The sequence below is a fragment of the Sphingomonas sp. genome, assembly GCF_035998645.1.
Taxonomy (GTDB): Bacteria; Pseudomonadota; Alphaproteobacteria; order Sphingomonadales; family Sphingomonadaceae; genus Sphingomonas.
In genome coordinates, this window is sequence record NZ_DASYHL010000005.1 from 600,289 (window position 1) to 622,504 (window position 22,216).

Consider the following 22,216-nt stretch of genomic DNA (forward strand, 5'->3'; position numbering starts at 1 on the left):
GATGAAGTCCGCGCTTGGAATAGGGTGGAACATCAGCGCATTGTTCGGCGATGCTTGTGGGGATGGTCGTATGCGTTTGCTGATACCGGGGTTGATCGCGTCACTTCTGCCCGTAACGGCGGCGGCGCAGAATAATCAGTCCGGCGGGCAAGGCGAGGTCAAGGTGCTGCTCGAGCAGGTACGTGCGCCGATGTACACCGCAGCGGGCGCGACGTTACCGGACAAGACCGCGACCTATTCCGTGTCCGGCGCAGGCTGCGCGACAAAGATCGAAGTCAGCTTTCCCTCGCATCAGATCAACGGCACCACCCATCCGGCGCGCACCGATACACACACGATTGCATGGAATCGCGTGCGCGAAACGCGCCTGTCGAACGCCGATACCTATGTCGTGATCGTCGCGCCCGACCAGCCGGCGCGGGGCCGTTTTCTCTATGCCGGCCGCACCGCCGCCATGTTGAAATCTGCGATCGACCGGCTCGTTCGCGCATGTGGCGGGACGACGAGCGCACAGGCGGCGGGAGCGGCGGTGGCACCACCTGTCCCCCCGGCACCGCCGCCACTGCCTGTGATCAAGATCGAAACCGTCCCCGGCAAAGGTTACGCCGCCATCGTCGAGACCTTTCCGGTCGCGCAACTCACCCCGGTCAGCAATCGTATCAGTGCGCTGGCCAAACAGCGCTGTGGCCGTCTGTCGGCGCGCATGGGCCGCTACAAATATTTCACCAGCACCGATGCGCGCGGCCGAGCGGCCCTCACCAACTATCGTGCCAGCTTCACCTGCTACGACCCCGCAACCGATCCCTATCAGCGCGCGCCGGCTGACTGGAAGCCAAGCGCGCAGGACCAGGCCGATCTCACGGCCTTCGCCCAGCGCTATATGGGCCTGCTCGACCGCAGCGATTACCTCGCTGGTATGCCGATGATGGAGTCGATCCTTGAGATCGAGAAGGACGAATGGCTCAGCGTCCCCAACATGCTCAAGCAGCATTCGGGCGGACAGGGACGCTGGACGCTGCAGACGCTGGGCTGGGTGAACAATCCGGAGGGCGCGGCGCATCCCGGCCGCTATGCGTTCGTTAAGGTGACCGCGACCTATCCAAAGATCGCCGCCTATTGCGGCACGCTGGTGATCTACCGCCAGCGCCCGGGATCGTATCTGATCACTCAGCAGAATTTGAGCGTGATCCCGGAGAGCTGGATCGCGAGCGGACGCACGACCCGTGCAGAGGCGCTCAAGACCTGCGCCCAATAGTTACTCGCCGGGCGGCGGTTCGCTTGACATCGCCACCCGCACCCGCTCACGGCCGCGGGTGAAGAAGGCAGCGTCGATCGCCAGGCTCTCCAGCCGCCACCCATCGACGCTTTCGCCCACGGCCAGCGTTCGCGCGGTGCCATCGGCGATCCGCACCAGCGCCACTGCGTCACGGTTGAGACGCCCAGCGATGCCCGTCAGCACGGGCGCGTCGGCGGGGGCAGCGTCGCTTTCTGCCGCCGCGAACAATGCTCGTTCAAATACCCGCGCGGGCGCCGGTAAGGGCGGCGGCACCAGCGTCGCGACCGCTGGCCCAGCGCCGAGATGTGGCTCTCGCGCATAGGGATAGAGCGCGATCACCGGCAGGATCGCCGATGCGAGTCCCGCCGCGATCAGTACGCGGCGTTCGGTCCGGCTCATTGCCATGCCGCCACCATTTCCCCCTCAACCCGCACCCCGCCATCGGCGAGCGCTGTCACGCGCCAGCTGCGGAAACGGGTCAGCGGCGTCCCGCGTTCGATCCCGTCAATCATCGCGACCACCGCCTTTTCGGGGCCGGACAGGCGAACGCGCAGCGTAACGATATCGGCTTGTGACGGCACAGGCGAAAGCGTCTCGACCAGCAAACCCGCCGACGCCGCGCTCGCCCGGATTCGCCCTGCAAGGCTCAGCGCGGCGGACGCGCGATCCGCTGCGGCGATTGCCAGACCGGGGGCTACCAGCGGACGAACCGGCGAGGGCGGCGCAGCGAGGGTCGCCGTGAGGTCCGCGCGGGTCTGGCGCGCGGACCATAGCTCCACCAGCGCATCGGCCACCGGGAACGCCAGCAGCGCAGCGGCAACCAGCCCGCCGCCCAGCCCCATCGCGAGACTCCCCCGCCTCATGCGCGGGTCCGCAGCGTCACGACGACGCGCGCGTCCTGCGTCCGCCGCTGTCCACTCTCGCGCATCGCGGCGAGCAACGGATCGCGCCGCAGTGCCCCGCGCAGCAGATCGGGGTCGCTCGCCGAAATCTCGACCTGCACATGGCCATCTGCGCCACGTGCCGCCGACACCAGCCGCGCATCGTCGGGCAACGCCCGCGCCAGCCGGTCCAGCGTCGCAGCGAGCGCCGGTTGGCGCACCGAATCGCGCAGCACCGCCGCCGCCGCACTCCGCGCAAGCTGGGGGGCAGTTCGGCTCCGCAACTGGCTCTCCAGCGCGCGATTGTCCGCCTCCACCCCGCCGCGCAACACCTGCGCACCAACAATCGTCAGCAACGGCCCCAGCGCCACGACTCCGGCGAGCGCCAGCACCAGCCGGATGTCGGGCACAGCCAGCGCCGGTCGCGCCCGCGCCGCGCGCGCGGCGCGTCGGGCAAGCCGATCGGTCAGGCTGTCGCGCGGTTCGCTCATCGCCCCGCCTCTAGCGAAGCCGCTGGCCCCTGCCAAACGTCATCAAAATGACGCCAGATCGCAACGCGTTCGTCCACAAACCTGCATCACGCCGTAAAGCGCCGCGCCCACAGGCCATCTGCACCCAGTCCAAACGGGACACGGGGTCAGGGGACACAGACATGACCGAACTCACTGCGCACGGCTTCGCGTATAGCGATGGCGACGTCGATACGAACACCAGCAGCAATCCCAGCCTCAACGCGATGATCGAACAGCGCTATTCGCGGCGTCAGGCGCTGCGCTCGGGCGCGATCGCGGCGTCGGCGGCAGTGTTCGGCGGCGCGGTGCTCGCAGGCTGCGACAGCGCCGCGACTGGCACGGACCCCTTCCCCACCATCGTCTCGGTCGGATCGTCGGGCGCCAGCAAATCGGGTCGGGTCGTCACCCTCACCGGCAACGCCACCGACAATGGCCCGACTGCTTCGGTCTGGATTCAGACTCAAGGGCCTGCGGTAACGCTCAGCAACCCGAACGCTGCAACCACATCGTTCATTGCGCCGTCGGTCGCGGGTGGCACCACGCTGCGCTTCGACTATCGCGCCGTCGACAGCGCCGGCCAAGTCTCCACCCAGAGCGTCACGGTCGCGATCGAAGCCGCCGAACTGGGCTTCACCTCGATCGCCAAGAACCGCAACGACATCGTCAGCGTGCCGGCGGGCTATTCCGTGAGCGTCCTGACCCGCCTCGGCGACCCGATCGCTTCGGGCGTCCCGGCGTACAAGAATGACGGCACCGACACCGATTTCGCCAACCGCATCGGCGATCATGGCGACGCGCTCTATTGGTATGGCCTGTCGGCGGCGGGTGCGCGCGACGACAACAGCTCGGTGCGCGGGCTGATGGTCCAGAACCACGAAAATCTCAGCGTCCAGTATCTCCACCCCGCCGGCCCGACCACGCCCGGCGGCGTGCGTCCGGAGGCCGAAGCGCTCAAGGAGATCGAGGCGCACGGCGTGTCGGTGACCGAAGTCGTCGAAGGCGCCGGGCGCGCCTGGACCTATGTCCAAAACTCGACGTTCAATCGCCGCATCACCCCGAGCACGCCGATGGTGTTCAACGGCCCGGTGCGCGGCGCGACGCTGCTGCGTACCCCGTTCTCGACCGACGGCACCGCCGGTCGCGGCACGATCAACAATTGCGCCAACGGCCATACCCTGTGGGGCACCAACATCACCTGCGAGGAAAACTGGGCCGGCTATTTCCGCCGCAGCGGCGACGACGCCCAGCGCACTCCACGCGAACTCGTTGCACTGCGCCGCTATGGCGTCACCAGCAGCAGCGGCAGCTATGGCTGGTCGACCGTGACCCCGGCCGATACCAACAACACGCTGTTCCGCCGCTGGGACGCGCGTGCGACTGCGGGCGGCACCGCCACCACCGATTGGCGCAACGAACCGAACCAGTTCGGCTGGGTGGTCGAGATCGACCCCTATGACAAGACCAAGGCACCACGGAAGCGCACCGCGCTCGGCCGCATGGGGCATGAAGGCGCATGGCTCAGCAACGCCACGCCCGGCAAGAAGCTCGCCGTGTATCTCGGCGACGACTCGCGCGGCGAATATTTCTACAAGTTCGTCTCCAATGCGACCTGGACCGCGAGTGATGCACAGGCGGCTGACCGCCTCGCAATCGGCGACAAATATCTCGACGCTGGCACGCTCTATGTCGCGCGCTTCAACGCGGACGGATCGGGCACCTGGCTCCCGCTGGTGTTCGGTCAGGTTCCGAACCGTCCGGCGGTGAACGCGGATCCGGAATATGTCTTCGCTGATCAGGCCGACATCCTGACCAACGCCCGCCTCGCCGCCGACGCGGTCGGTGCGACGAGGATGGACCGTCCGGAATGGACCGCGACCAACCCGGTGACCGGTGAGATCTACCTCACCCTCACCAACAACAACGCGTCGCTGCGCCCGATCACCGGCACCAACGCCGCCAACCCGCGCCACTATAACGACCCCAAGGGTGCGTCGAACCAATATGGCAATCCCAATGGCCACATCCTGCGCCTGCGCGAAACTGGCGACGATCCTGCCGCGATTGCCTTCGCCTGGGACATCTACCTGTTCGGCGCTGACTCGGCCGAGGCGAACAGCGACGTCAACATTTCGGGCCTGACCGCGGCGAACGACTTCTCCAGCCCCGACGGCCTGTGGTTCTCGCGTCCGACCAACGCGGGTGGTCTCGTGAAGCCGCTGCTGTGGATCCAGACCGATGACGGTGCCTTCACCGATCGCACCAACAACCAGATGCTGGTCGCGATGCCCGGCGTCACCGGCGATGGCGCGAACGTGACGATCACCAACCGCGGCAGTGGCGGCACCACCGGCACGCAGGCGACCCGGCGCGGCGCGCTGGCGACCGACGCAACGCTCAAGCGCTTCCTGGTCGGTCCGATCGGCTGCGAGATCACCGGCGTCGACTCGACGCCGGACGGCCGCACCCTGTTCGTCGGCATCCAGCATCCAGGTGAGGACGGCACCGCCGCCGCCCCGGACAGCGGCTGGCCCGCGACCCAGGCGACCGGCACCGCACCGGCGGGCACGCGCCCGCGCTCGGCGGTAGTCGTCATCACCAAGAATGATGGCGGCGTCGTCGGCCTCTAACCAGTTACCCCAACTAAAAGGGGGCGGTCTTGCGACCGCCCCCTTCTTTGTAGCTGTGCCGGGTCCGGATCAGGGACGGCTGCGAATCTGCGCCGTGCCGTCCGGGGTGATCTCAACCACATAAGGCTGAGTATTGTCGCACACGACCCGCCAGCGGATGCGGTCGGCACGCGTATCGACACGCGTCAGTTCGGTGACCTGCTGACAGTTCAGCCCGGCGTCGCGGATCGCGCGCAGCATCACGCCATCCTGCAACCGCTTGGGCAGCGCGACGACCCGCTTTTGAAGGTCGCTCAATGCCGCCGGGGTCTTCGAGGCCGCAGGATCCGGCACGCTCTCGTCTGCGCCGCCACCGCAGCCCGCCAGCAGCACCGCACCCGCAACAATTGCCATTATGGTTCGCATCGTTCGCACCTCCATTGCGGTGATAACGCCGATCGTCACGGCTTCGATCCGATCATTTTGAGAAACAGCCGCGTCGCCCGCTCGACCCGTGCCCGGATCGCCTCGGGCGATGGCAGCGGCTCCAGCCCCAGCTTCAGGCCCATGTCCGCCGCGCCCTTCCACAGTCCGCACAGATCCTGCGCGGCCAGATTGGGATCATCGACCTCCACCTCGCCTCGCGCCTGCGCCTCGGCCAGCACCTCCGCCAGACGCCCGAAACACACCCCCGGCCCGGCCTCGTAGAAGCGGCGCGCCAACGTCGGGATCTGCGAGATCTCGTTCAGCAGCACCCGATCGATCGCGACATGATCCTCGCTGAACATGAAGGTGAGCAGCGACACGCCATAGGCATTAAGCTGGTCCTCCAGCGACCGCTGGTCGGCAACCCCGGCGTCGAACACCTCAGCCATCCGCGTGCTTTCGACGCGGATCACTTCTTCGAACAACGTCTCCTTGTCGCCGAAGCGGCTATAGACGGTGACCTTCGACACGCCGGCGGCCTGCGCGATCTCCTCGATCGTCGCAGCGTGGAAGCCGCGCGAAAAGAACGCCTGACGCGCCGCCTCGATGATCGCCGCATATTTGGCGGGATCACGCGGGCGGCCCGCACGGCGCGGCTCATCGCCCGCGCAGGCCGTGTGAAAGGGGACGCTCAGCGTTCGTACGCCTTGGGCAGTGCGCCTTCCTTCGGATCGAAGTAGCGCTTGCGCAGCTGGTCCTGACGCGTTTCGATCGGCTGTTCGACGCCGTCGATGAACAGCTTCACCACCGCAGTCCCGATCTCCAGCGGATCGCCGTCCCACACCACCACGTCGCCGCGACGACCGGGGCGCAGCGAGCCATAGTCGCCACCCATGCCCATCGCCTCGGCGGGCTTGGAGCTGATCGTCGCAAACGCCTGCCCCCAGTCGAGCCCGGACGCACCCGGAATTTTGGTCAGCGCCACCAGATTGCCGGCATATTGCTTGATCAGCCGCGCCTGACGCGCCTCATCGTCGTTGATCATGCCGATGCCCACCGTGACGCCGGCAGCCTGCATCCGCCCAATATTCGACTGGGTTGCCGCCAGCTGCTCGAACGATGCCGGAAGGTCCGACAGCGCCGATGCCAGCACCGGCACCTTCGCCGCCGCAATCTGGCGCGCGACGGTCCAGCCCTCATTGACGCCGACGAGCACCAGCTTGAGCGCCGGTACCTCGCGCTTGAGGTCGAGCACGACAAGGATGTCCGACGCACGCTCGACATGGACCAGCAACGGAACCTGCCCCGTCACCACCGGCACCAGCGCCTGCGCATCGGCGCGGGTCAACAGCGCGTCCTTGCCGCGATCGGCAAAGCTGGCGGGTGCGCGGGCATAATCGCGCACTTCGAACAGGATGTTCTTGAGCATCGCGATCGCGGCGGGGCGGCTGCCCCCGGCGCGGCGTCCGCCCTCTTCGCCATAGACCATGAACTGGAACGCGCGCGGCTTGCTCACCGCATCCATGTCCACGCCCAGATCGATGATCGCGCCCTGTCCGGCAAAGATCGAGCCGCGCGCCTCGGGCGCAACCACGGCGCGGGTAATCCCCTCGGCGCGGTTGACCGTGACGGCGCTGGTCTTGGGGTTGACCGCCGGCGACACGTCGATCGCGGCGTTGAACGGCGAGTTGCCTGCCGCAGAGTCATCGGTCTCGCTGACCCCGTCGACTTCGACGATGCCCATTCGGGTAAAGCCCGCGAACAGGCCCGGCGTCACCCAGCGGCCACCGGCGTCGACGACCGGAACGCCCGCAGGAACAGCGACCCCAGCGCCCGCAACGACGACACGGCCGTCACGCACGACCACCGTGCCATTCTCGACCGGGGCGGAGCCATCGCCAATGACGAGACGCGCGTTGGTCACCGCAACCGTCTGCGCGGCTGCGGGGAAAGCGGCGCCCATCGCCGCGGCTGCAATCAGGAGCTTCTTCACTTCACATCTCCCGATCCGGGCTGGCCCAGCTCGAAGTCGGACACCGGCCGCAATTTGGGGTTGTGCATGTCGAACAGCAATGCGCCGTCGACCCAGACTTTCTCGGGGCGGGTGTAAACGCTGAACGGATTGCCGTTCCACAGCACGACATCGGCCATCTTGCCCGCCTTCAGGCTGCCGGTGACCTTGTCGATGCCCAGCGCCTTGGCCGGCGTGATCGCCGCCCATTTCCACGCAATCTCTTCAGAGATCACGAAGCCAGCGCGCTTGGCGGCGGCGCGGACCTTGGCGATTTCCTGATTGAGCCGCTGAATGCCGTTGGCATCGTCCGAATGGATCATGCCGCACGCACCCTCGCGCTCCAGCACGGCGAGGTTTTCGGAGATGGCGTCATAGGATTCCATCTTGAACCCCCACCAGTCCGCCCAGACCGCGGCGCAGGTGCCATTGGCCTTGAGCAGGTCGGCGATCTTGTACGCCTCGACCGCGTGGTGGAACGTGCCGACCTTGTAGCCGAACTCCTTGGCCATATCGAGCACGATGGCCATTTCATCGGCGCGGTAGCAGTGGTTGTGGACGATGATCTCGCCCGCCAGCACCCCGCGCAGCGTATCCATCGCCATGTCGCGCGACGGCGCTTCGCCGCCATTTTCCTCATAGCGGTCCCAGCGCTTCTTATAGTCCTGCGCCCGCGCCCAGGTCTGGCGATCCACCGCGATATTGCCCATGCGGGTCGAGGGCATCCGTCCCTTGCCGCCATAGACGCGCTTGGGGTTCTCGCCGCACGCCATCTTGAGGCCATAGGGCGCGCCGGGGAACTTCATCCCCTGCATCGTGCGCGCATAGACATTCTTGAGCGTCACGCCGCGCCCGCCGAACAGGTTCGCTGACCCTGGCAGAATTTGCAGCGTCGTCACGCCACCATTGGCGAGCGCGCGCGAAAAGCCGGGATCCTGCGGCCACACGCTATGCTCGGCCCAAACCTCGGCGGTAACCGGCCCGGTCGCTTCGTTGCCATCCGAATGCGCCGACACGCCGGGGCTGGGATAGTCGCCCAGATGGCTGTGCACGTCGATCACGCCGGGAGTCACATATTTGCCGGCGCCGTCGATCACCGTCGCGCCTTCGGGCGCTGCGATGGTCTGGCCGACCTCGACGATCTTGCCGTCGCGGAACAGCACCGCGCCACGCTCGATCTTTCCGCCCTCGCCGTCCAGAATCGTGACATTGGTCAACAGCGTCGGCACGCCGGGATACGCCTTGTAGGTCGAAGGATAGGGATTGTGATCATATCCCTTGTTCTTGCCCGGCCCCTTTTTCGCGGGAGCCTCCGACGACGCACTCTGGGCCTTGCCCCCTGCGGTCGCGCTACAGGCCGCCAACGTCGCCGCCGCAGCCGTGCCGATGATGATCCGGATCAACGCCTACTTCTCCCTGTCCGATGCCGCGCGGTCGATCCGCCGCGCCGTTCTGGCGACGTTAGGGATGAAAAGCGTTGCGCGCAATTTGCCGATTTGCTCCAAGGGGATGAAGCAGTTGCGGGGGGCACAGGCGAATGACGGCACCAGGCGCAAGCGCCGCCGCGCGCGATGGCGCGGCCGCCGGCACCGCCACGACGTCGTTCGGCGATCCGGCAGCCGCCGATGCCGCGCATCAAACGCTCAAGGGCGATGCGAGCATCCAGTTCGACTTTCCGTGGTTCATCCCCGAACAGCGCGAAATGCCGCAATGGCTTAAGGATGTCTTCGGCGCGCTCGGCCGCTTCATCGAATGGGTTGGCGGTGGCTGGGCGGTTTTGATGTGGGTCGCGGTCGCGCTGGTCGTGGTCGCGCTCGCCTTCGCGATTTTCCCCCCGCTCCGCGCCTGGCTCGCCAACCGCATCGCCGCGCGCGGGGGTGTCGTCGCGACGCCGGGCTGGGCTCCCGAAGCATCGGTCGCCCGCGCGCTGTTGGTTGAGGCCGACCAACTCGCCGCCACCGGTCGCTATGACGAAGCCGTCCGCCTGCTGCTCCACCGCAGCGTCGAGGATATCGAACGCTGGCGCGGCGATCCGCTCCGCCCGTCCTGGACCAGCCGCGACATCGCCCGGATCGAGGCGCTGCCCGACGCCGCGCGCACCGTCTTCGGCCGCATCGTCGCCGATGTGGAGCGCAGCCTGTTCGCCGGCCATCCGCTGGGCGAGGCCGACTGGACCCGCGCCCGCGCCGATTATGCCGGATTCGCGCTCGGCCGATGACCCAAAGCACCGCCAGCCCCTTTCGCACCCGCACGGTGCTGATCCTCGTCGCGGCGGGGTTTATCCTCGCGCTCGGCTTCCTGCTGGTCAGCGCCTATGGCGACCGCTTCGATCGCCAGCGCGGCAACATCCCGAGCCCGTCGTCGCGCTTTGCCACAGGCTTTTACGGCCTGACCAAGCTGGTCGAACTGTCCGGCGGCACCGTATCGCTGTCGAGCGATGCGGAAGAGCGGCCGGAAAGTGGCATCCTAGTCCTGACCCCCAATGTCGGGACCAGTTCCGATGAGATTCGGCAGGCGATGGGCGGGCACGAAGGTCCGACTCTCGTGATCCTGCCCAAATGGGTGGCCGCCCCGATCCAGAATCGTCCCAACCGCGAGCAGCGGCTGACGACAGTGTCCCCGGAGCGTTTGGTCGCGATGCTCGCGCAGACCGTCACTGTCGCCCCGCACACGGAGAAGTCCGGAACTCGGCTGCGTTATAGCTCCGGGCTGCCGGGCTCTCCGTTTCGCATCGACGGCGAGATTCAGGCGGTGGAAAGCGACAAGCTGGTCCCGCTGATCGTCGCGCCGGATGGTGCGTCGGTGCTTTCCCAGGTCGGCGCTTCCGGCACCTACATCCTCGCCGATCCCGATCTGCTCAACAATCATGGTCTGGCGTACAGGCAGAATGCCCGTGCCGCGATGGCCCTGCTTGCTGCGCTCGACCCCGACACGCCCGGCACCGTCATCTTCGACACGATGGTCCCGTATGGCAGCGGCGGGCGCAACCTGCTCCAGCTCGCGTTCGAACCGCCCTTTGCCGGGGTCAGCATCGCGCTGCTGATCGCGGCATTGCTTGCGGGGATCGCGACGCTCGTAAGGTTCGGCCCAGTCCGCCGCGAACAGCGCGCGGTGCCGTTCGGCAAGGCCGCGCTGATCGAGAATATCGTCAGCCTCGCCCGCCGCGCGCGGCGCACCCGCGAAGGGGGCAGCGCCTATGCCGACGCGATCCGCGACTGGGCTGCGCGCCGGCTCGCGCTGCCGCGCACGCTACAGGGCGAGGCGCTCGACGCGCAGCTCGACGCGATCCCGACAACGACCTCGTACACCGCCGCGACCGAACGGGTCCGCGGCGCGACCACAGAAACCGAACTGCTCCACGCCGCACAGGCGCTCGATGATTGGCGAAAGGAAGTGAAGGCATGACACTCGACGACGTCCGCAACCTCGGTGCGGCGATCGAAGCCCAGGTCGCCAAGGCCGTGGTGGGTCAGGGGCGCGCGACGCGCCTCCTCACCATTGCATTGCTCTCGGGCGGCCATGTCCTGCTCGAAGGCGCGCCGGGCACGGCCAAGACGCTGCTGGCGCAGAGCTTCGCGCGCACGCTCGGGCTCGACTTCGGTCGCATCCAGTTCACCCCCGACCTGATGCCCGGCGACATCGTCGGCGCCAGCCTGTTCAACTTCCAGAGTTCGTCGTTCGAACTGCGGCGCGGCCCGGTGTTCACCGAATTGCTGCTGGCCGACGAAATCAACCGCACGCCGCCCAAGACCCAGGCCGCTTTGCTCGAAGCGATGCAGGAGCGTGCGGTGACGATCGACGGCTCGACCGAGAAGCTCTCCGACCGCTTCACCGTCGTCGCCACCCAGAATCCGATCGAGCAGCAGGGCGTCTATCCGCTGCCCGAGGCTCAGCTCGACCGCTTCCTGTTCAAACTCGCGATCGACTATCCCGATGCTGAGGCCGAACGCGCGATCGTCGCGCAATATGGCACCCGCACCGGGTCGCCGCGCCCGGAGGATAGCGGCGTCGAACAGGTCGCAACCCCCGATGCGCTCAAGGCCGCCAGCGACACGGTGTTAACCGTGCGGCTGGCTGACGAGATCATCGCCTATGTCGTCGACCTGATCCGCGCGACCCGCGATCACGCTGACCTGTCGCACGGCGCATCGCCACGTGCCGCCTCCGCGCTCGCCGCTGCGGCCCGCGCCGCCGCCGCGCTGGAGGGCCGCGACTATGTCATCCCCGATGACGTCAAGCTGCTCGCCCAGCCGTTGCTGCGCCACCGCGTCGTCCTGTCGCCCGCCGCCGAGATCGACGGCCGCCGCACCGACGACATTGTCGCGCAACTGATCGACCGGGTCGAGGCACCGCGTTGATCGTTCCGACCCAGCGTGCGGTCGCGCTGACGCTGGTGGCGGCGCCGATGGCGCTGCTGCTCGGCGTCGTGCGTCCGGACGGCTGGCTCCTCGCCGTCGCCTGGGCGCTCGGCGTCGCACTGCTTGTCCTGCTCGACGGCCTCATGGCTCCACGCATCCGGGCAGGCGATCTCAGGGTCGAGGGACCAGGCGCAGTGGATGTCGGCGGAACGGTTGCACTTGCAGGCGCAACTCCGGGCCTCGCATATGCCGCTGACATCTCGCCGCCCTTGGAACCTCTTCCCTCCCGCAAGCAGGAGGGGGATAAGCTCAACTTCACCGCCACCCGGCGCGGCACCGCAAAGCTCTCGCGCATCTGGGCACGTGCCTCCGGTCCGCTCGGCCTCGCCTATCGCCAGCGTAGCATCACGACCGACGACAGCATCCGCATCCTCCCCGACCTGCGCCCCGTCCGCGAACAGGGGATGCGCCAATTCCTGCGCAGCCGCCAGTTCGGCGCGCGCATCCGTCCCGAGAGCGGCGACGGTACCGAGTTTCAGTCGCTCACCGATTTCCAGCCCGGCATGGAGCGCCGCGCGATCGACTGGAAGGCGACCGCGCGCCACCTCTCGCTGCTCGCCCGCGAGTATCGCACGGAGCGCGACAACAGCGTCGTGTTCGCGGTCGATTGCGGGCGGACGATGAGCGAACCGGTCGCCGGAATGCCGCGCATCGACCGCGCCGTCTCCGCCGCCCTGCTCGCCGCCTTCGTCGCGCTTAAGTCGGGCGACACCGTCCGCCTGTTCGGGTTCGCCGGACGCCCGACCGCGGATTCAGGCAGCATCACCGGCGCGCGCGGCTTCGCGACGCTCCATCGCACCGCCGCCGAACTCGATTACGGCGCGCAGGAGAGCAACTTCACCCTCTCGCTCGTCTCGCTCGACCAGCGGCTGCAGCGCCGCAGCCTGATCATCCTGTTCAGCGAATTCACCGATCCGACCAGCGCCGAACTGATGCTCACCGCCGCCGCGCGGATGCGCAAGCGGCACCGCCTGTTGTTCGTCCTGTTCCGCGATATCGAGCTGGAGGCGTTTCTTGAGGCGCGTCCCGAAACCCCCGACGACGTCACCCGCGCCAACGTCGCCCATGCGCTGCTGCGCGAGCGGCGGATCGTCATCGAACGGTTGAAGCGGCTCGGCATCGACGTGCTCGAAGCCGAACCCGACGACCTCGCCCTCGCGCTCGCTGAGCGCTATGTCCGGGACCGCGAACGCCCATGAGCAGCACCGTCTTTGGCGTCAGCCAGTTCCGCGCCGAACGCGAAGCCGACTGGAAGCGGCTTGAGGCGATGCTCGACCTGATCGAGAAGAAATCGCCCCGGCGGCTATCCAGCGAAGATCTGTTCGAACTCCCGCGCCTCTATCGCTCGACACTCTCCGCGCTATCGATCGCGCGCGAAACGTCGCTCGACGGGTCGATGATCGCCTATCTGGAGAGCCTGTCGACCCGCGCCTATTTCATCCTCTACGGCTGCCGCGAATCCTTCTGGAAGCAGATTGGCAGCTTCTTCGCGCAAGGCTGGCCCACCGCTGTACGCGGCGTCGTCCCGGAAATCCTGATCATCGCCGCGCTGTTCCTGGGCAGCGGGCTCGCGGGCTATTTCCTCGTGCTCGCCGATCCCGGCTGGTTCGGCGCGATCGTCCCCGGCGAACTCGCGGGCGGGCGCAACATGCAGGCGAGCGTCGAAACCTTGCGCGAATCGATCTACGGCCCGCCGAGGCAGGGCGGCCTCGAAATCTTCGCCACCTCGCTGTTCACGCATAACAGCCAGGTGTCGATCATGGCCTTCGCGCTCGGCTTCGCCTTCGGCATCCCGACATTGTTCCTGATCGCCAGCAACGGCGTGCTGCTCGGCGCCTTCTATGCCGCGTTCATGTCCAAGGGGCTGGGAGTCGGCTTCACCGGCTGGCTGATGATCCACGGATCGACCGAACTCAGCGCAATCATCCTCGCCGGTGCCGCCGGGCTGCATATCGGCCGCGCAGTCGCCTTTCCCGGGGAGCGCAGCCGCCTTGCCGCCGCAGGCGAAGCGGGGCGCCGTGGGGCGCTGGTCATGATCGGGGTCGTCATCATGCTGCTCGCCGCAGGCCTGCTCGAAGGGTTCGCGCGCCAGCTGATCACCGCCGACGCGGCGCGGTTCGCGATCGCCGCGACGATGTTCGCGATCTGGGTGGTCTATTTCACGCTGGGCGGACGCCGCCGCCATGGCTGAGCGCAAGGATCGGCTGGTCCGCGAACTGGTCACGCCCGAGGGCGCGGTGCTGCACCTGCGCCTCGCCAACGCAGGGTCGCGTGCCGCGGCGTTCACGATCGATGCCGCGATCATGCTCGCCGCGCTGATCGGGCTGACGCTCGCCGCAGTCGGCCTGCTGACCAATCAGCAATCGTCGAGCGTCGCGGCGATCCTGTGGCTGCTCGGCTTTTTTCTGCTCCGCAATTTCTACTTCACCCTGTTCGAGAGCGGCGGGCGCGCGGCGACACTGGGCAAGCGCGCGCTCAAGCTGCGCGTCGTCGCCCGCGACGGCGGCCGGCTCACCGGCGGCGCGGTCCTCGCGCGCAACCTGACGCGTGAGATCGAGGTGTTCCTGCCCCTGCTGTTCCTGCTCTCGGCACAGGCCGAGGGGTTCAGCAGCCGCTGGCTGACCCTTTTCGGCTTTGGCTGGACCGCGATCTTCATGCTGTTCCCGCTGTTCAACCGCGACCGGCTGCGCGCGGGCGACCTGATCGCGGGCACCTGGGTGGTCGAAAATGAGCGGCCCAAGATCGCGCCCGACCTGCTCGCCGATGCAGAGCCCGAGCGGATCGAACGCTACGCCTTCACGCCCGAGGAACTCGAAACCTATGGCCAGATGGAGGTGCAGCGCCTCGCCGACATCCTCCATCGTGACGAGGCGGATACGATCGTCACCGTCGCCGGCGTGATCCGGCGCAAGCTCGGCCGCCCCGACAATGGCAGCCATGTCGGCGAGGATCGCGCCTTCCTCGACGCCTATTACGCCGCCGCGCGCCGCCATCTCGAACGCCGCCTGTTGTTCGGCAAGCGAAAGCGCGACAAGTTCGATTCGGAAGGTTAGGAACGCCCCATGACCGACACGAAACCCGACATTCCGGGCGTCATCGCCCCGCCGCCGCTGATCTTCCTTGGCTATCTGATCGCCGGGATCGCGCTGGAGTATCTGGTGGTCCGCACTCAGGGGCTGGATATGCCCGGCTCACTGCGCTGGACGGTCGTCGCGCTGTTCCTGCTGGCTGGCGGTGGCCTGATCGCCGCCGCGCTCGGCCGGTTCAAGGCAGCAGGAACCCCCGCCCCGCCGTGGCAGCCAACCACCGCCTTCGTCGTGCAGGGCGTGTATCGCTGGACCCGCAACCCGATGTATCTCGGCATGACGCTCGCCTATCTCGGCCTCACCGTCGCCGCGAATGCGCCCGTCGCATTATGGCTGGTCGTCCCGCTGATCATGACGATCCACTATGGCGTGATCGCGCGCGAGGAACGCTACATGGCGGACAAATTCGGCGTCCCCTACATCAACTACGCCCACAACGTCCCGCGTTGGCTGTAGCTTCGAGGCTCTAACCCTCACGCTTCCCAAAGAAATGCTCGACGATATGCTCGGCGATCCGCGCCGGGCGCAGCGTTGTTGCATCCACGCAGCACCAGCGTGACTTGACCTCGGCCAGCACATCGTCGCCGCGGCGGATGATGGTTTCGTAGAACGCGCTGACGCCCTGCACCTTCTCCAGCAGCACCGTCGCGACCACCTCGTCATCGAGGAAGGCGGGCTTGCGATAGGTGATCTCGTGCTTGAGCGCGACCCAAAGGTGTTTCGCCACCTCTTCGGCCGGTGCCAGCTTCTGCCAATGCGCCAGCACCGCCTCCTGCACCCATTTCAGGTAGCTCGCGTTATTGACGTGCCCCATGAAGTCGATGTCGGCGGGATCGACGGGGATGGGCACTTCGAACGGGATGGCTGCGCGCGTCATGGGTTCACCTTAACGTAAACCAGCCGCAGATGCGAGGGGGCAATCGCGACCCCGCGCAAATCCGTAAAGCCCCATTGATCCCGCTTTCGAATTCACGGTATGCCCGGTTCAAACGATAAAGGAGGATGCAATGACCCACCCGATCCCGGCCCAGGCCAAGCAGATGCTGTCGACCGTCACCGAAGATGGCGGCCTTGAACTCACCCTGCGCGACGTGCCGGTGCCCCAGCCCAGCGGAGACGAGGTGCTGATCCGGGTCGAGGCGACCCCGATCAACCCGTCCGACCTCGCGGTGATGCTGAGCGTCGCCGACTCGAACGCCTTCGCGCCGCTCGGCTATGGCGCGCGTGCCGAAATCCCCGAAGCACTCCGCCGCCATGTCGCGGTGCGCGCGGGCAAGCCGCTGCCGATCGGCAATGAAGGCGCCGGTACGGTCGTCGCCGCCGGAGACGATCCCGCGGCACAGGCGCTGATCGGCAAGAGTGTCGCCGCGGCAGGCGGTGGTTTTTACAGCCAGTATCGCCTGCTCCGCGCGCGCGACTGCCTCGTCTTCCCCGATGGCATCGCGGCCGAGGAAGCCGCCTCGTCCTTCGTCAACCCGATGACCGCGCTTGGCATGGTCGGAACGATGCGGCGTGAAGGCTATAAGGGCCTCGTCCACACCGCCGCTGCATCGAACCTTGGCCAGATGCTGGTCAAGCTGACCCTATCCGAAGGCGTGCCGCTGGTGAACATCGTGCGCAGCCAGACGCAGGCGCTGCTGCTCCGCGATCTCGGCGCGACCCATGTCGTCGACAGCAGCGCGCCCGACTTCATGGCCCAGCTCACCGACGCGATCGCCGAGACGCAAGCCTTCCTCGCCTTCGACGCGATCGGCGGCGGCAAACTCGCCGGCCAGATCCTGACGGCGATGGAGGCGGCGGCGGTCCGCACCAACCCGGCGAACGGCCCCTATGGCTCCTCGACGATGAAGCAGGTCTATATCTATGGCGGCCTCAGCACCGCGCCGACCGAGCTGAATCGCGGTTTCGGTATGATCTGGGGCGTCGGCGGCTGGCTGCTCACCCCATATCTGATGAAGGCGGGAATGGAGGAAGTGGCGCGGATGCGCGCCAAGGTTACGGCCGAAATACGCACCACCTTCGCCAGCAGCTACAGCAACCGCATCAGTCTGGAAGACGCGGTCCAACCCGGCTGCATCGCCGCATACAACCGCCGCGCGACGGGCGAGAAATATCTGATCCTGCCGCAGCTTTGATCGCAGTTCGGGAAACCATGCGTTCCCGTTTCGCCATTTGAACAAGTCGGGGGTGTCGCGCATTGTCGTGGCGCCCCCGTAACGCAATCCGGAGACCGAACCCATGCGCCTCGTACTCGCGACCCTGCTCGCCGCCACCGCCATCGCCACGCCCATCGTCGCCCAGCAGATGCCGGGTACGAAGGACAAGGCCGCCATCACCGGCGGCACCTATACCGTCGATGCCAACCACACGCTGGTGAAGTGGGAGGTCAACCATTTCGGCTTCTCGCCGCTCTGGGGTCTGTTCGGCCAGGTCACCGGCACGATGCAGCTCGACCCCAAGAACCCCGGCGCGTCCAAGGTCGACGTGACCATCCCCGTATCGAAGATGGTGACTGGCGTCCCCGGCTTCACCGCACACCTGCTGCGCGACGGCAAGGATGGCGGCAAGCCTGACTTCTTCGGCTCGGCACCCGCTGACGCCAAGTTCGTGTCGACGCATGTCATGGTCGATGAAGACGGCGACGAGGCCAAGGTCCATGGCAACCTGACGCTCAACGGCATCACCAAGCCGGTAACGCTCGACGTCGATTTCTACGGCGCGGGCAAGGCGCCGGCGCAGATGGGCGGCAAGGAGAATGTCGGGTTCGAGGCTGAGGCGAAGATCAAGCGCAGCGACTTCGGTCTCGGTTATGCCGTGCCGCTGGTCAGCGACGAGGTCGAACTGACCATCGCCGCCGCGTTCCAGAAGTAAGGGTTCAGGCCGCGCGCCGGATCTTCGCAAAGCCCTCAAAGGTGGCGCGAACATTCGGTGACGCGGCCTCGAGTCGCTCGGCAATCTGTTCCATCAGCGCGTCGGAATCGCCACCGGGCATGCGGTGCGCCATCGCCCATTCACCGAACTCACGCGCCTCGGTCGCGCGGCGGGAAAGCGTCACGACCGCGCGATGGCGCGGGTCGCCTCCGATCCGGACAAAGGCGCGCTCGACCGCCTCTTCCGGCCCCTCCAGCACTTGCAGGAACCGCCGCCCGTCTGCGTAGAGAAAGCCGGTGATACCATCGCGCGCGTTATTACGCCGCGAAACCGTCAAAATCTGTGCAACGTCGATCGGGGCGCAGTTGGAGGCGCTGCTGATGTACATGATTTGAAGCATTTTTCGTCCTGTCCGGCCCCCATCTCATCCTATGCCGCTCAAATCTTTATAGAATGATATCGCTAGGCCGGTGGCCGGGCGGAGGAATCCGTACTGGACATTTGTTGCGCGTCCGGGCTAAGCGCCCCGCATAATGTTGCACGGTGCCAACCTTCCCCTGCTTCGACTTATCCGCCCTTAGGGCGTGGATTCGCGCGGGCATCGCCTGCGCACACGGCCTAAGGGCAGAGCAACCCCTCCCCCGACCGTCCGTTTCGAAGCGAGAAGTCCCATGTTGCGCGACCCCAGCGTCAAATACCGCCCCTTCCCCCAGGTCGATCTGCCCGATCGCCAATGGCCCAGCCGCACGATCACCAAAGCGCCGCGCTGGCTCTCCACCGACCTGCGCGACGGCAATCAGGCGCTGATCGACCCGATGGATGCGGAGAAGAAGACCCGCTTCTTCGACCTGATCTGCCGTGTCGGGATCAAGGAGATCGAGGTCGGCTTCCCCAGCGCTGGCGCAACCGAATTCGACTTCATCTCCGGCCTCGTCCGCGATGGGCGCATCCCCGATGATGTGACGGTGCAGGTGCTGACCCAAGCCCGCCGCGACCTGATCGAGACCAGTTTCGAGAGCCTGCGCGGCGCGAAACAGGCGATCGTGCACGTCTATAACGCAGTCAGCCCGGCATGGCGGCGGATCGTGTTCGGCATGGACCGCGCGCAGGTAAAGGGCATCGCCATCGACGCCGCCCGGATGCTGCGCGATGGTGCGGCGGCCCAGCCGGACACTGATTGGCATTTCCAATATTCGCCCGAAACCTTCTCGACCGCCGAGCTGGATTTCTCGGTCGAGGTCTGCGCCGCCGTGATGGAGGTGCTCCAGCCCACCCCCGATCGCCCGCTGATCCTCAACCTGCCCGCGACGGTCGAGGCGGCGACGGCCAACATCTATGCCGACCAGATCGAATATTTCTGCCGCCACATCCCCAACCGCGACAGCGTGGTGATCTCGCTGCACACCCATAACGACCGCGGCACCGGCGTCGCGGCGGCGGAGCTTGGCCTGATGGCGGGCGCCGATCGCGTCGAGGGCTGCCTGCTCGGCAATGGCGAGCGCACCGGCAATTGCGACCTCGTGACCGTCGCGATGAACCTGTACACGCAGGGCGTCGATCCCAAGCTGGCGTTCGACGACATCGACGAGGTGGTGAAAACGGTCGAATATTGCACCAACATCCCGGTCCATCCGCGTACGCCGTACGCCGGCGACCTGGTGTTCACCGCCTTTTCGGGCAGCCATCAGGACGCGATCAAAAAGGGCTTTGCCGCGCAGGAAGCGCGCAACGACGATCTGTGGGAAGTCCCCTATCTCCCGATCGACCCCGCCGATCTCGGCCGCAGCTATGAAGCGGTGATCCGCGTCAATTCGCAATCGGGCAAGGGCGGCGTCGCCTGGGTGCTGGAACAGGACAAGGGGCTGAAGCTCCCCAAGCGCCTCCAGGCCGATTTCAGCCGCCACGTCCAGCGCATGGCCGACGAAACCAGCCGCGAACTCAATGCGCAGGACATCTGGGCGACCTTCCAGAGCGCCTATCGCCTCGAGACGCCGCAGCGGTTCACGCTCGGCGCCTATGACGAGACCCGCGCCGCGAACGGCGAACGCATCTTCGCCGGATCGATCGAAGTCGACGGCGTGTCCAAATCGGTCAGCGGGCGCGGCAACGGCCTGATCTCCAGCGTCGTCGCCGCGATCCGCGAAGGCTTCGGCGTCGAACTCGACATCGCCGACTATGCCGAACACGCGATCGGCCATGGCTCGACCGCGCAGGCCGCCGCCTATGTCGAATGCCGCACCGCCGACGGCCAGACCATCTGGGGCGTCGGCATCGACGAAGACGTCGCCACCGCCAGCGTCCGCGCCGTGCTCAGCGCCGCGAGCGCGCTGGCTTAAGTTACCGTCGCCCCGGCGCAGGCCGGGGCCGCCAAGTTTGTTAGGGAACAGACATGACCCGCTCCCCCCTCGCCCCCGCCGCCTTCCCGTCACTCGCCGCAATCCCCGGCGTCACGCTCCGCATCGCCCGCGCGCAGTATAAGCAATGGGACCGCTGCGACCTGACTTTCGTGACGCTGGACGAGGGCACCGCAGTCGCGGGCGTCACCACGACCAGCAAATGCCCCTCGCCCGAAGTCGAATGGTGCCGCGACGCGCTCCCGCTCGGCCGCGCGCGGGCGCTGGTGGTCAATGCCGGCAACAGCAACGCCTTCACCGGCAATCGCGGCCGCGCGGCGGTTGAGGCGATTGCCGCGCGGGTCGCGGGCCATCTCGCCTGCCAGCCCTCCGACGTGTTCGTCTCCTCAACCGGCGTGATCGGCGTGCCACTTCCCATCGACAAAGCCGAGGCCGGCTTGGATGCCGCCTTCACCGCCGAACCCTGCGGCTGGGAGGACGCCGCGAACACGATCGGCACCACCGACACCTTCGCCAAGGGCGCGATGACCTCCGCCATCGTCGATGGACGCAGCGTCAATCTGGTCGGGATAATCAAGGGGTCGGGGATGATCGCCCCTGACATGGCAACGATGCTGGGCTACGTCTTCACCGACGCCGCAGTCGATCCAGCCTTCCTTCAGCGCGCATTGTCCGACGCCAACCGCAAGAGCTTCTCCTGCATCACTGTCGACAGCGACACCTCGACCAGCGACACCGTCCTCGCCTTCGCCACCGGCGCGGCGGGCAACGCAGTGCTGAGCGATGACGACAGCGACGGCGCCGACGCCTTCCGCGCCGCGCTCGCCGACCTCTGCCTCCAGCTCGCCCATCTCGTCGTGCGCGACGGCGAGGGCGCATCGAAGTTCATCCGCATCGATGTCGAAGGCGCGGAGAGCGACGCCAGCGCGCACCGCATCGCGCTCAGCATCGCCAACTCGCCACTGTTAAAGACCGCCATCGCCGGCGAGGATGCAAACTGGGGCCGCATCGTCATGGCCGTCGGCAAGGCCGGTGAACCCGCCGACCGCGACACGCTCGCCATCACCTTCGGCGGCGTGCAGGTCGCGTCAGGAGGCCTCGCGGTCGAAGGCTATGACGAAACCCCCGTCGCTGCGCATCTCAAGGGCCAGGACATCGAAATCGGCGTCGATCTCGGCTTGGGCGAGGGCCGCGCCACGGTGTGGACCTGCGACCTGACCCACGGCTACATCTCGATCAACGCGGACTATCGGAGCTAATTCACCCCTCCCTGAAAGCGAGGGGACGGGGGTGGGTGCGCGTGTCTGCGCGCTCCAAAAGACTCGATTGGCGCCACGAAACAAAGCGGCAGGGGAGGCATCGAGCCTCCCCCGCCGCTAGAACCCACCCCTGCCCCCTTACCTTTCAGGGAGGGGAAATCAACGGGCGACCAAAATCACACCACGCTCTCGATCCACGCCTTCAGCTTGGACTTGGTGTTGATCTCCTGGATCCCCACCTGCTGCGCAACCTTCTGCCCATCCTTGTAGACGAACAACGTCGGGATGCCGCGGATGCCCAGGCTACCCGGCGTGTCGGGATTTTCCTCGATATTCAGCTTGGTGATCGTAACCTTGTCGGCCAGCTCCTCGGCCAGCTCTTCCAGGCTCGGTCCGATGATCTTGCACGGGCCGCACCATTCGGCCCAAAAATCGACCAGCACGGGCTTGTCGGATTGCAGCACGTCGGTTGCAAAGCTCTCGTCGGTAACGGCCTTCGCCATGTCTCAAATCTCC

General features: G+C 66.8%; 23 protein-coding genes. 13 read left to right on the forward strand and 10 right to left on the reverse strand.

Translation table 11 applies throughout. The annotated features are described in order from the left end of the window. Positions 1-70 precede the first annotated feature (70 nt). Entirely contained in the window at positions 71-1,255 is a 1,185-nt protein-coding gene (locus tag VGN66_RS16580; protein ID WP_327519897.1) for a hypothetical protein, read from the forward strand. Here the strand turns inward: VGN66_RS16580 and VGN66_RS16585 are convergent, their stop codons facing one another. From VGN66_RS16585 to VGN66_RS16595, 3 genes are read right to left on the reverse strand one after another with little or no spacing between them, the layout of a single operon-like run. Continuing rightward, complete coding sequence (locus VGN66_RS16585) at positions 1,256-1,675, reverse strand: hypothetical protein (protein ID WP_327519898.1); 420 nt, start codon at positions 1,673-1,675, stop codon at positions 1,256-1,258. After that, a complete protein-coding gene (locus VGN66_RS16590; RefSeq protein ID WP_327519899.1) occupies positions 1,672-2,139 on the reverse strand; it encodes a GspMb/PilO family protein in 468 nt (155 codons plus the stop codon). The genes VGN66_RS16585 and VGN66_RS16590 overlap by 4 nt, the downstream gene beginning before the upstream one ends. Next, entirely contained in the window at positions 2,136-2,648 is a 513-nt protein-coding gene (locus VGN66_RS16595; RefSeq protein ID WP_327519900.1) for a hypothetical protein, read from the reverse strand. The genes VGN66_RS16590 and VGN66_RS16595 overlap by 4 nt, the downstream gene beginning before the upstream one ends. 161 nt (positions 2,649-2,809) lie before the next feature. Here VGN66_RS16595 and VGN66_RS16600 point away from each other — a divergent pair, with 161 nt between their 5' ends. Continuing rightward, entirely contained in the window at positions 2,810-5,296 is a 2,487-nt protein-coding gene (locus VGN66_RS16600) for a PhoX family protein (RefSeq protein WP_327519901.1), read from the forward strand. A gap of 69 nt (positions 5,297-5,365) precedes the next feature. Here the strand turns inward: VGN66_RS16600 and VGN66_RS16605 are convergent, their stop codons facing one another. The 4 genes from VGN66_RS16605 to VGN66_RS16620 are packed head-to-tail and all read right to left on the reverse strand — an operon-like array spanning position 5,366 to position 9,115. Beyond that, the gene (locus tag VGN66_RS16605) at positions 5,366-5,701 is read right to left on the reverse strand and encodes a hypothetical protein (RefSeq protein ID WP_327519902.1); all 336 of its coding nucleotides are present in this window, start codon (positions 5,699-5,701) and stop codon (positions 5,366-5,368) included. A gap of 35 nt (positions 5,702-5,736) precedes the next feature. Next, positions 5,737-6,396, reverse strand: coding sequence for a TetR/AcrR family transcriptional regulator (locus VGN66_RS16610; RefSeq protein ID WP_327520289.1), 660 nt, complete (start codon positions 6,394-6,396; stop codon positions 5,737-5,739). Next, positions 6,393-7,694 (reverse strand): amidohydrolase family protein, encoded by a 1,302-nt coding sequence (locus VGN66_RS16615; protein ID WP_327519903.1) that lies wholly within the window; start codon positions 7,692-7,694, stop codon positions 6,393-6,395. The genes VGN66_RS16610 and VGN66_RS16615 overlap by 4 nt, the downstream gene beginning before the upstream one ends. Continuing rightward, entirely contained in the window at positions 7,691-9,115 is a 1,425-nt protein-coding gene (locus VGN66_RS16620) for an amidohydrolase (RefSeq protein WP_327519904.1), read from the reverse strand. Before VGN66_RS16620 ends, VGN66_RS16615 begins: the two co-directional genes overlap by 4 nt. Before the next feature lie 134 nt (positions 9,116-9,249). On the opposite strand from VGN66_RS16620, the gene VGN66_RS16625 reads away from it, so the two are divergent. The 7 genes from VGN66_RS16625 to VGN66_RS16655 are packed head-to-tail and all read left to right on the forward strand — an operon-like array spanning position 9,250 to position 15,672. Next, positions 9,250-9,930, forward strand: a complete 681-nt coding sequence (locus VGN66_RS16625; RefSeq protein WP_327519905.1) for a DUF4129 domain-containing protein — start codon at positions 9,250-9,252, stop codon at positions 9,928-9,930. Continuing rightward, entirely contained in the window at positions 9,927-11,117 is a 1,191-nt protein-coding gene (locus VGN66_RS16630; protein WP_327519906.1) for a DUF4350 domain-containing protein, read from the forward strand. Before VGN66_RS16625 ends, VGN66_RS16630 begins: the two co-directional genes overlap by 4 nt. Next, the gene (locus tag VGN66_RS16635) at positions 11,114-12,070 is read left to right on the forward strand and encodes a MoxR family ATPase (protein ID WP_327519907.1); all 957 of its coding nucleotides are present in this window, start codon (positions 11,114-11,116) and stop codon (positions 12,068-12,070) included. Before VGN66_RS16630 ends, VGN66_RS16635 begins: the two co-directional genes overlap by 4 nt. Further along, entirely contained in the window at positions 12,067-13,329 is a 1,263-nt protein-coding gene (locus tag VGN66_RS16640) for a DUF58 domain-containing protein (protein WP_327519908.1), read from the forward strand. Before VGN66_RS16635 ends, VGN66_RS16640 begins: the two co-directional genes overlap by 4 nt. Further along, positions 13,326-14,321: a stage II sporulation protein M gene (locus VGN66_RS16645; RefSeq protein WP_327519909.1), complete on the forward strand. Its 996-nt coding sequence runs from the start codon at positions 13,326-13,328 to the stop codon at positions 14,319-14,321. The genes VGN66_RS16640 and VGN66_RS16645 overlap by 4 nt, the downstream gene beginning before the upstream one ends. Next, a complete protein-coding gene (locus VGN66_RS16650) occupies positions 14,314-15,183 on the forward strand; it encodes an RDD family protein (RefSeq protein WP_327519910.1) in 870 nt (289 codons plus the stop codon). Before VGN66_RS16645 ends, VGN66_RS16650 begins: the two co-directional genes overlap by 8 nt. A gap of 9 nt (positions 15,184-15,192) precedes the next feature. Beyond that, a complete protein-coding gene (locus tag VGN66_RS16655; protein WP_327519911.1) occupies positions 15,193-15,672 on the forward strand; it encodes an isoprenylcysteine carboxylmethyltransferase family protein in 480 nt (159 codons plus the stop codon). A 10-nt stretch (positions 15,673-15,682) separates the two neighbouring features. Here VGN66_RS16655 and VGN66_RS16660 read toward each other — a convergent pair whose 3' ends face one another. Then, entirely contained in the window at positions 15,683-16,093 is a 411-nt protein-coding gene (locus VGN66_RS16660; protein ID WP_224920221.1) for an acyl-CoA thioesterase, read from the reverse strand. Between the two features lie 130 nt (positions 16,094-16,223). On the opposite strand from VGN66_RS16660, the gene VGN66_RS16665 reads away from it, so the two are divergent. Together VGN66_RS16665 and VGN66_RS16670 are read left to right on the forward strand one after the other, a co-directional pair. Continuing rightward, positions 16,224-17,351 (forward strand): zinc-binding dehydrogenase, encoded by a 1,128-nt coding sequence (locus VGN66_RS16665; RefSeq protein ID WP_327519912.1) that lies wholly within the window; start codon positions 16,224-16,226, stop codon positions 17,349-17,351. Positions 17,352-17,454: 103 nt separating this feature from the next. Beyond that, complete coding sequence (locus VGN66_RS16670) at positions 17,455-18,087, forward strand: YceI family protein (protein ID WP_327519913.1); 633 nt, start codon at positions 17,455-17,457, stop codon at positions 18,085-18,087. Between the two features lie 4 nt (positions 18,088-18,091). Here the strand turns inward: VGN66_RS16670 and VGN66_RS16675 are convergent, their stop codons facing one another. After that, entirely contained in the window at positions 18,092-18,487 is a 396-nt protein-coding gene (locus tag VGN66_RS16675) for a BLUF domain-containing protein (RefSeq protein ID WP_327519914.1), read from the reverse strand. A gap of 271 nt (positions 18,488-18,758) precedes the next feature. On the opposite strand from VGN66_RS16675, the gene leuA reads away from it, so the two are divergent. Both leuA and argJ read left to right on the forward strand, forming a co-directional pair. Beyond that, a complete protein-coding gene (leuA, locus tag VGN66_RS16680) occupies positions 18,759-20,423 on the forward strand; it encodes a 2-isopropylmalate synthase (protein WP_327519915.1) in 1,665 nt (554 codons plus the stop codon). 53 nt (positions 20,424-20,476) lie between these two features. Continuing rightward, a complete protein-coding gene (gene argJ, locus VGN66_RS16685; RefSeq protein ID WP_327519916.1) occupies positions 20,477-21,700 on the forward strand; it encodes a bifunctional glutamate N-acetyltransferase/amino-acid acetyltransferase ArgJ in 1,224 nt (407 codons plus the stop codon). A 176-nt stretch (positions 21,701-21,876) separates the two neighbouring features. Here the strand turns inward: argJ and trxA are convergent, their stop codons facing one another. Then, a complete protein-coding gene (gene trxA / locus VGN66_RS16690; protein WP_327519917.1) occupies positions 21,877-22,203 on the reverse strand; it encodes a thioredoxin in 327 nt (108 codons plus the stop codon). Between the last annotated feature and the right edge of the window lie 13 nt (positions 22,204-22,216).

What these genes read in the sequence shown, in the direction of transcription:
- VGN66_RS16660 (WP_224920221.1), bottom strand. Translation starts at nt 16,093, where the DNA reads ATGACGCGCGCAGCCATCCCGTTCGAAGTGCCCATCCCCGTCGATCCC.
- VGN66_RS16625 (WP_327519905.1), top strand. Translation starts at nt 9,250, where the DNA reads ATGACGGCACCAGGCGCAAGCGCCGCCGCGCGCGATGGCGCGGCCGCC.
- VGN66_RS16645 (WP_327519909.1), top strand. Translation starts at nt 13,326, where the DNA reads ATGAGCAGCACCGTCTTTGGCGTCAGCCAGTTCCGCGCCGAACGCGAA.
- VGN66_RS16600 (WP_327519901.1), top strand. Translation starts at nt 2,810, where the DNA reads ATGACCGAACTCACTGCGCACGGCTTCGCGTATAGCGATGGCGACGTC.
- trxA (WP_327519917.1), bottom strand. Translation starts at nt 22,203, where the DNA reads ATGGCGAAGGCCGTTACCGACGAGAGCTTTGCAACCGACGTGCTGCAA.
- leuA (WP_327519915.1), top strand. Translation starts at nt 18,759, where the DNA reads ATGTTGCGCGACCCCAGCGTCAAATACCGCCCCTTCCCCCAGGTCGAT.
- VGN66_RS16675 (WP_327519914.1), bottom strand. Translation starts at nt 18,487, where the DNA reads ATGCTTCAAATCATGTACATCAGCAGCGCCTCCAACTGCGCCCCGATC.
- VGN66_RS16605 (WP_327519902.1), bottom strand. Translation starts at nt 5,701, where the DNA reads ATGCGAACCATAATGGCAATTGTTGCGGGTGCGGTGCTGCTGGCGGGC.
- VGN66_RS16595 (WP_327519900.1), bottom strand. Translation starts at nt 2,648, where the DNA reads ATGAGCGAACCGCGCGACAGCCTGACCGATCGGCTTGCCCGACGCGCC.
- VGN66_RS16670 (WP_327519913.1), top strand. Translation starts at nt 17,455, where the DNA reads ATGCGCCTCGTACTCGCGACCCTGCTCGCCGCCACCGCCATCGCCACG.
- VGN66_RS16665 (WP_327519912.1), top strand. Translation starts at nt 16,224, where the DNA reads ATGACCCACCCGATCCCGGCCCAGGCCAAGCAGATGCTGTCGACCGTC.
- VGN66_RS16630 (WP_327519906.1), top strand. Translation starts at nt 9,927, where the DNA reads ATGACCCAAAGCACCGCCAGCCCCTTTCGCACCCGCACGGTGCTGATC.
- VGN66_RS16635 (WP_327519907.1), top strand. Translation starts at nt 11,114, where the DNA reads ATGACACTCGACGACGTCCGCAACCTCGGTGCGGCGATCGAAGCCCAG.
- argJ (WP_327519916.1), top strand. Translation starts at nt 20,477, where the DNA reads ATGACCCGCTCCCCCCTCGCCCCCGCCGCCTTCCCGTCACTCGCCGCA.
- VGN66_RS16580 (WP_327519897.1), top strand. Translation starts at nt 71, where the DNA reads ATGCGTTTGCTGATACCGGGGTTGATCGCGTCACTTCTGCCCGTAACG.
- VGN66_RS16585 (WP_327519898.1), bottom strand. Translation starts at nt 1,675, where the DNA reads ATGAGCCGGACCGAACGCCGCGTACTGATCGCGGCGGGACTCGCATCG.
- VGN66_RS16590 (WP_327519899.1), bottom strand. Translation starts at nt 2,139, where the DNA reads ATGAGGCGGGGGAGTCTCGCGATGGGGCTGGGCGGCGGGCTGGTTGCC.
- VGN66_RS16650 (WP_327519910.1), top strand. Translation starts at nt 14,314, where the DNA reads ATGGCTGAGCGCAAGGATCGGCTGGTCCGCGAACTGGTCACGCCCGAG.
- VGN66_RS16655 (WP_327519911.1), top strand. Translation starts at nt 15,193, where the DNA reads ATGACCGACACGAAACCCGACATTCCGGGCGTCATCGCCCCGCCGCCG.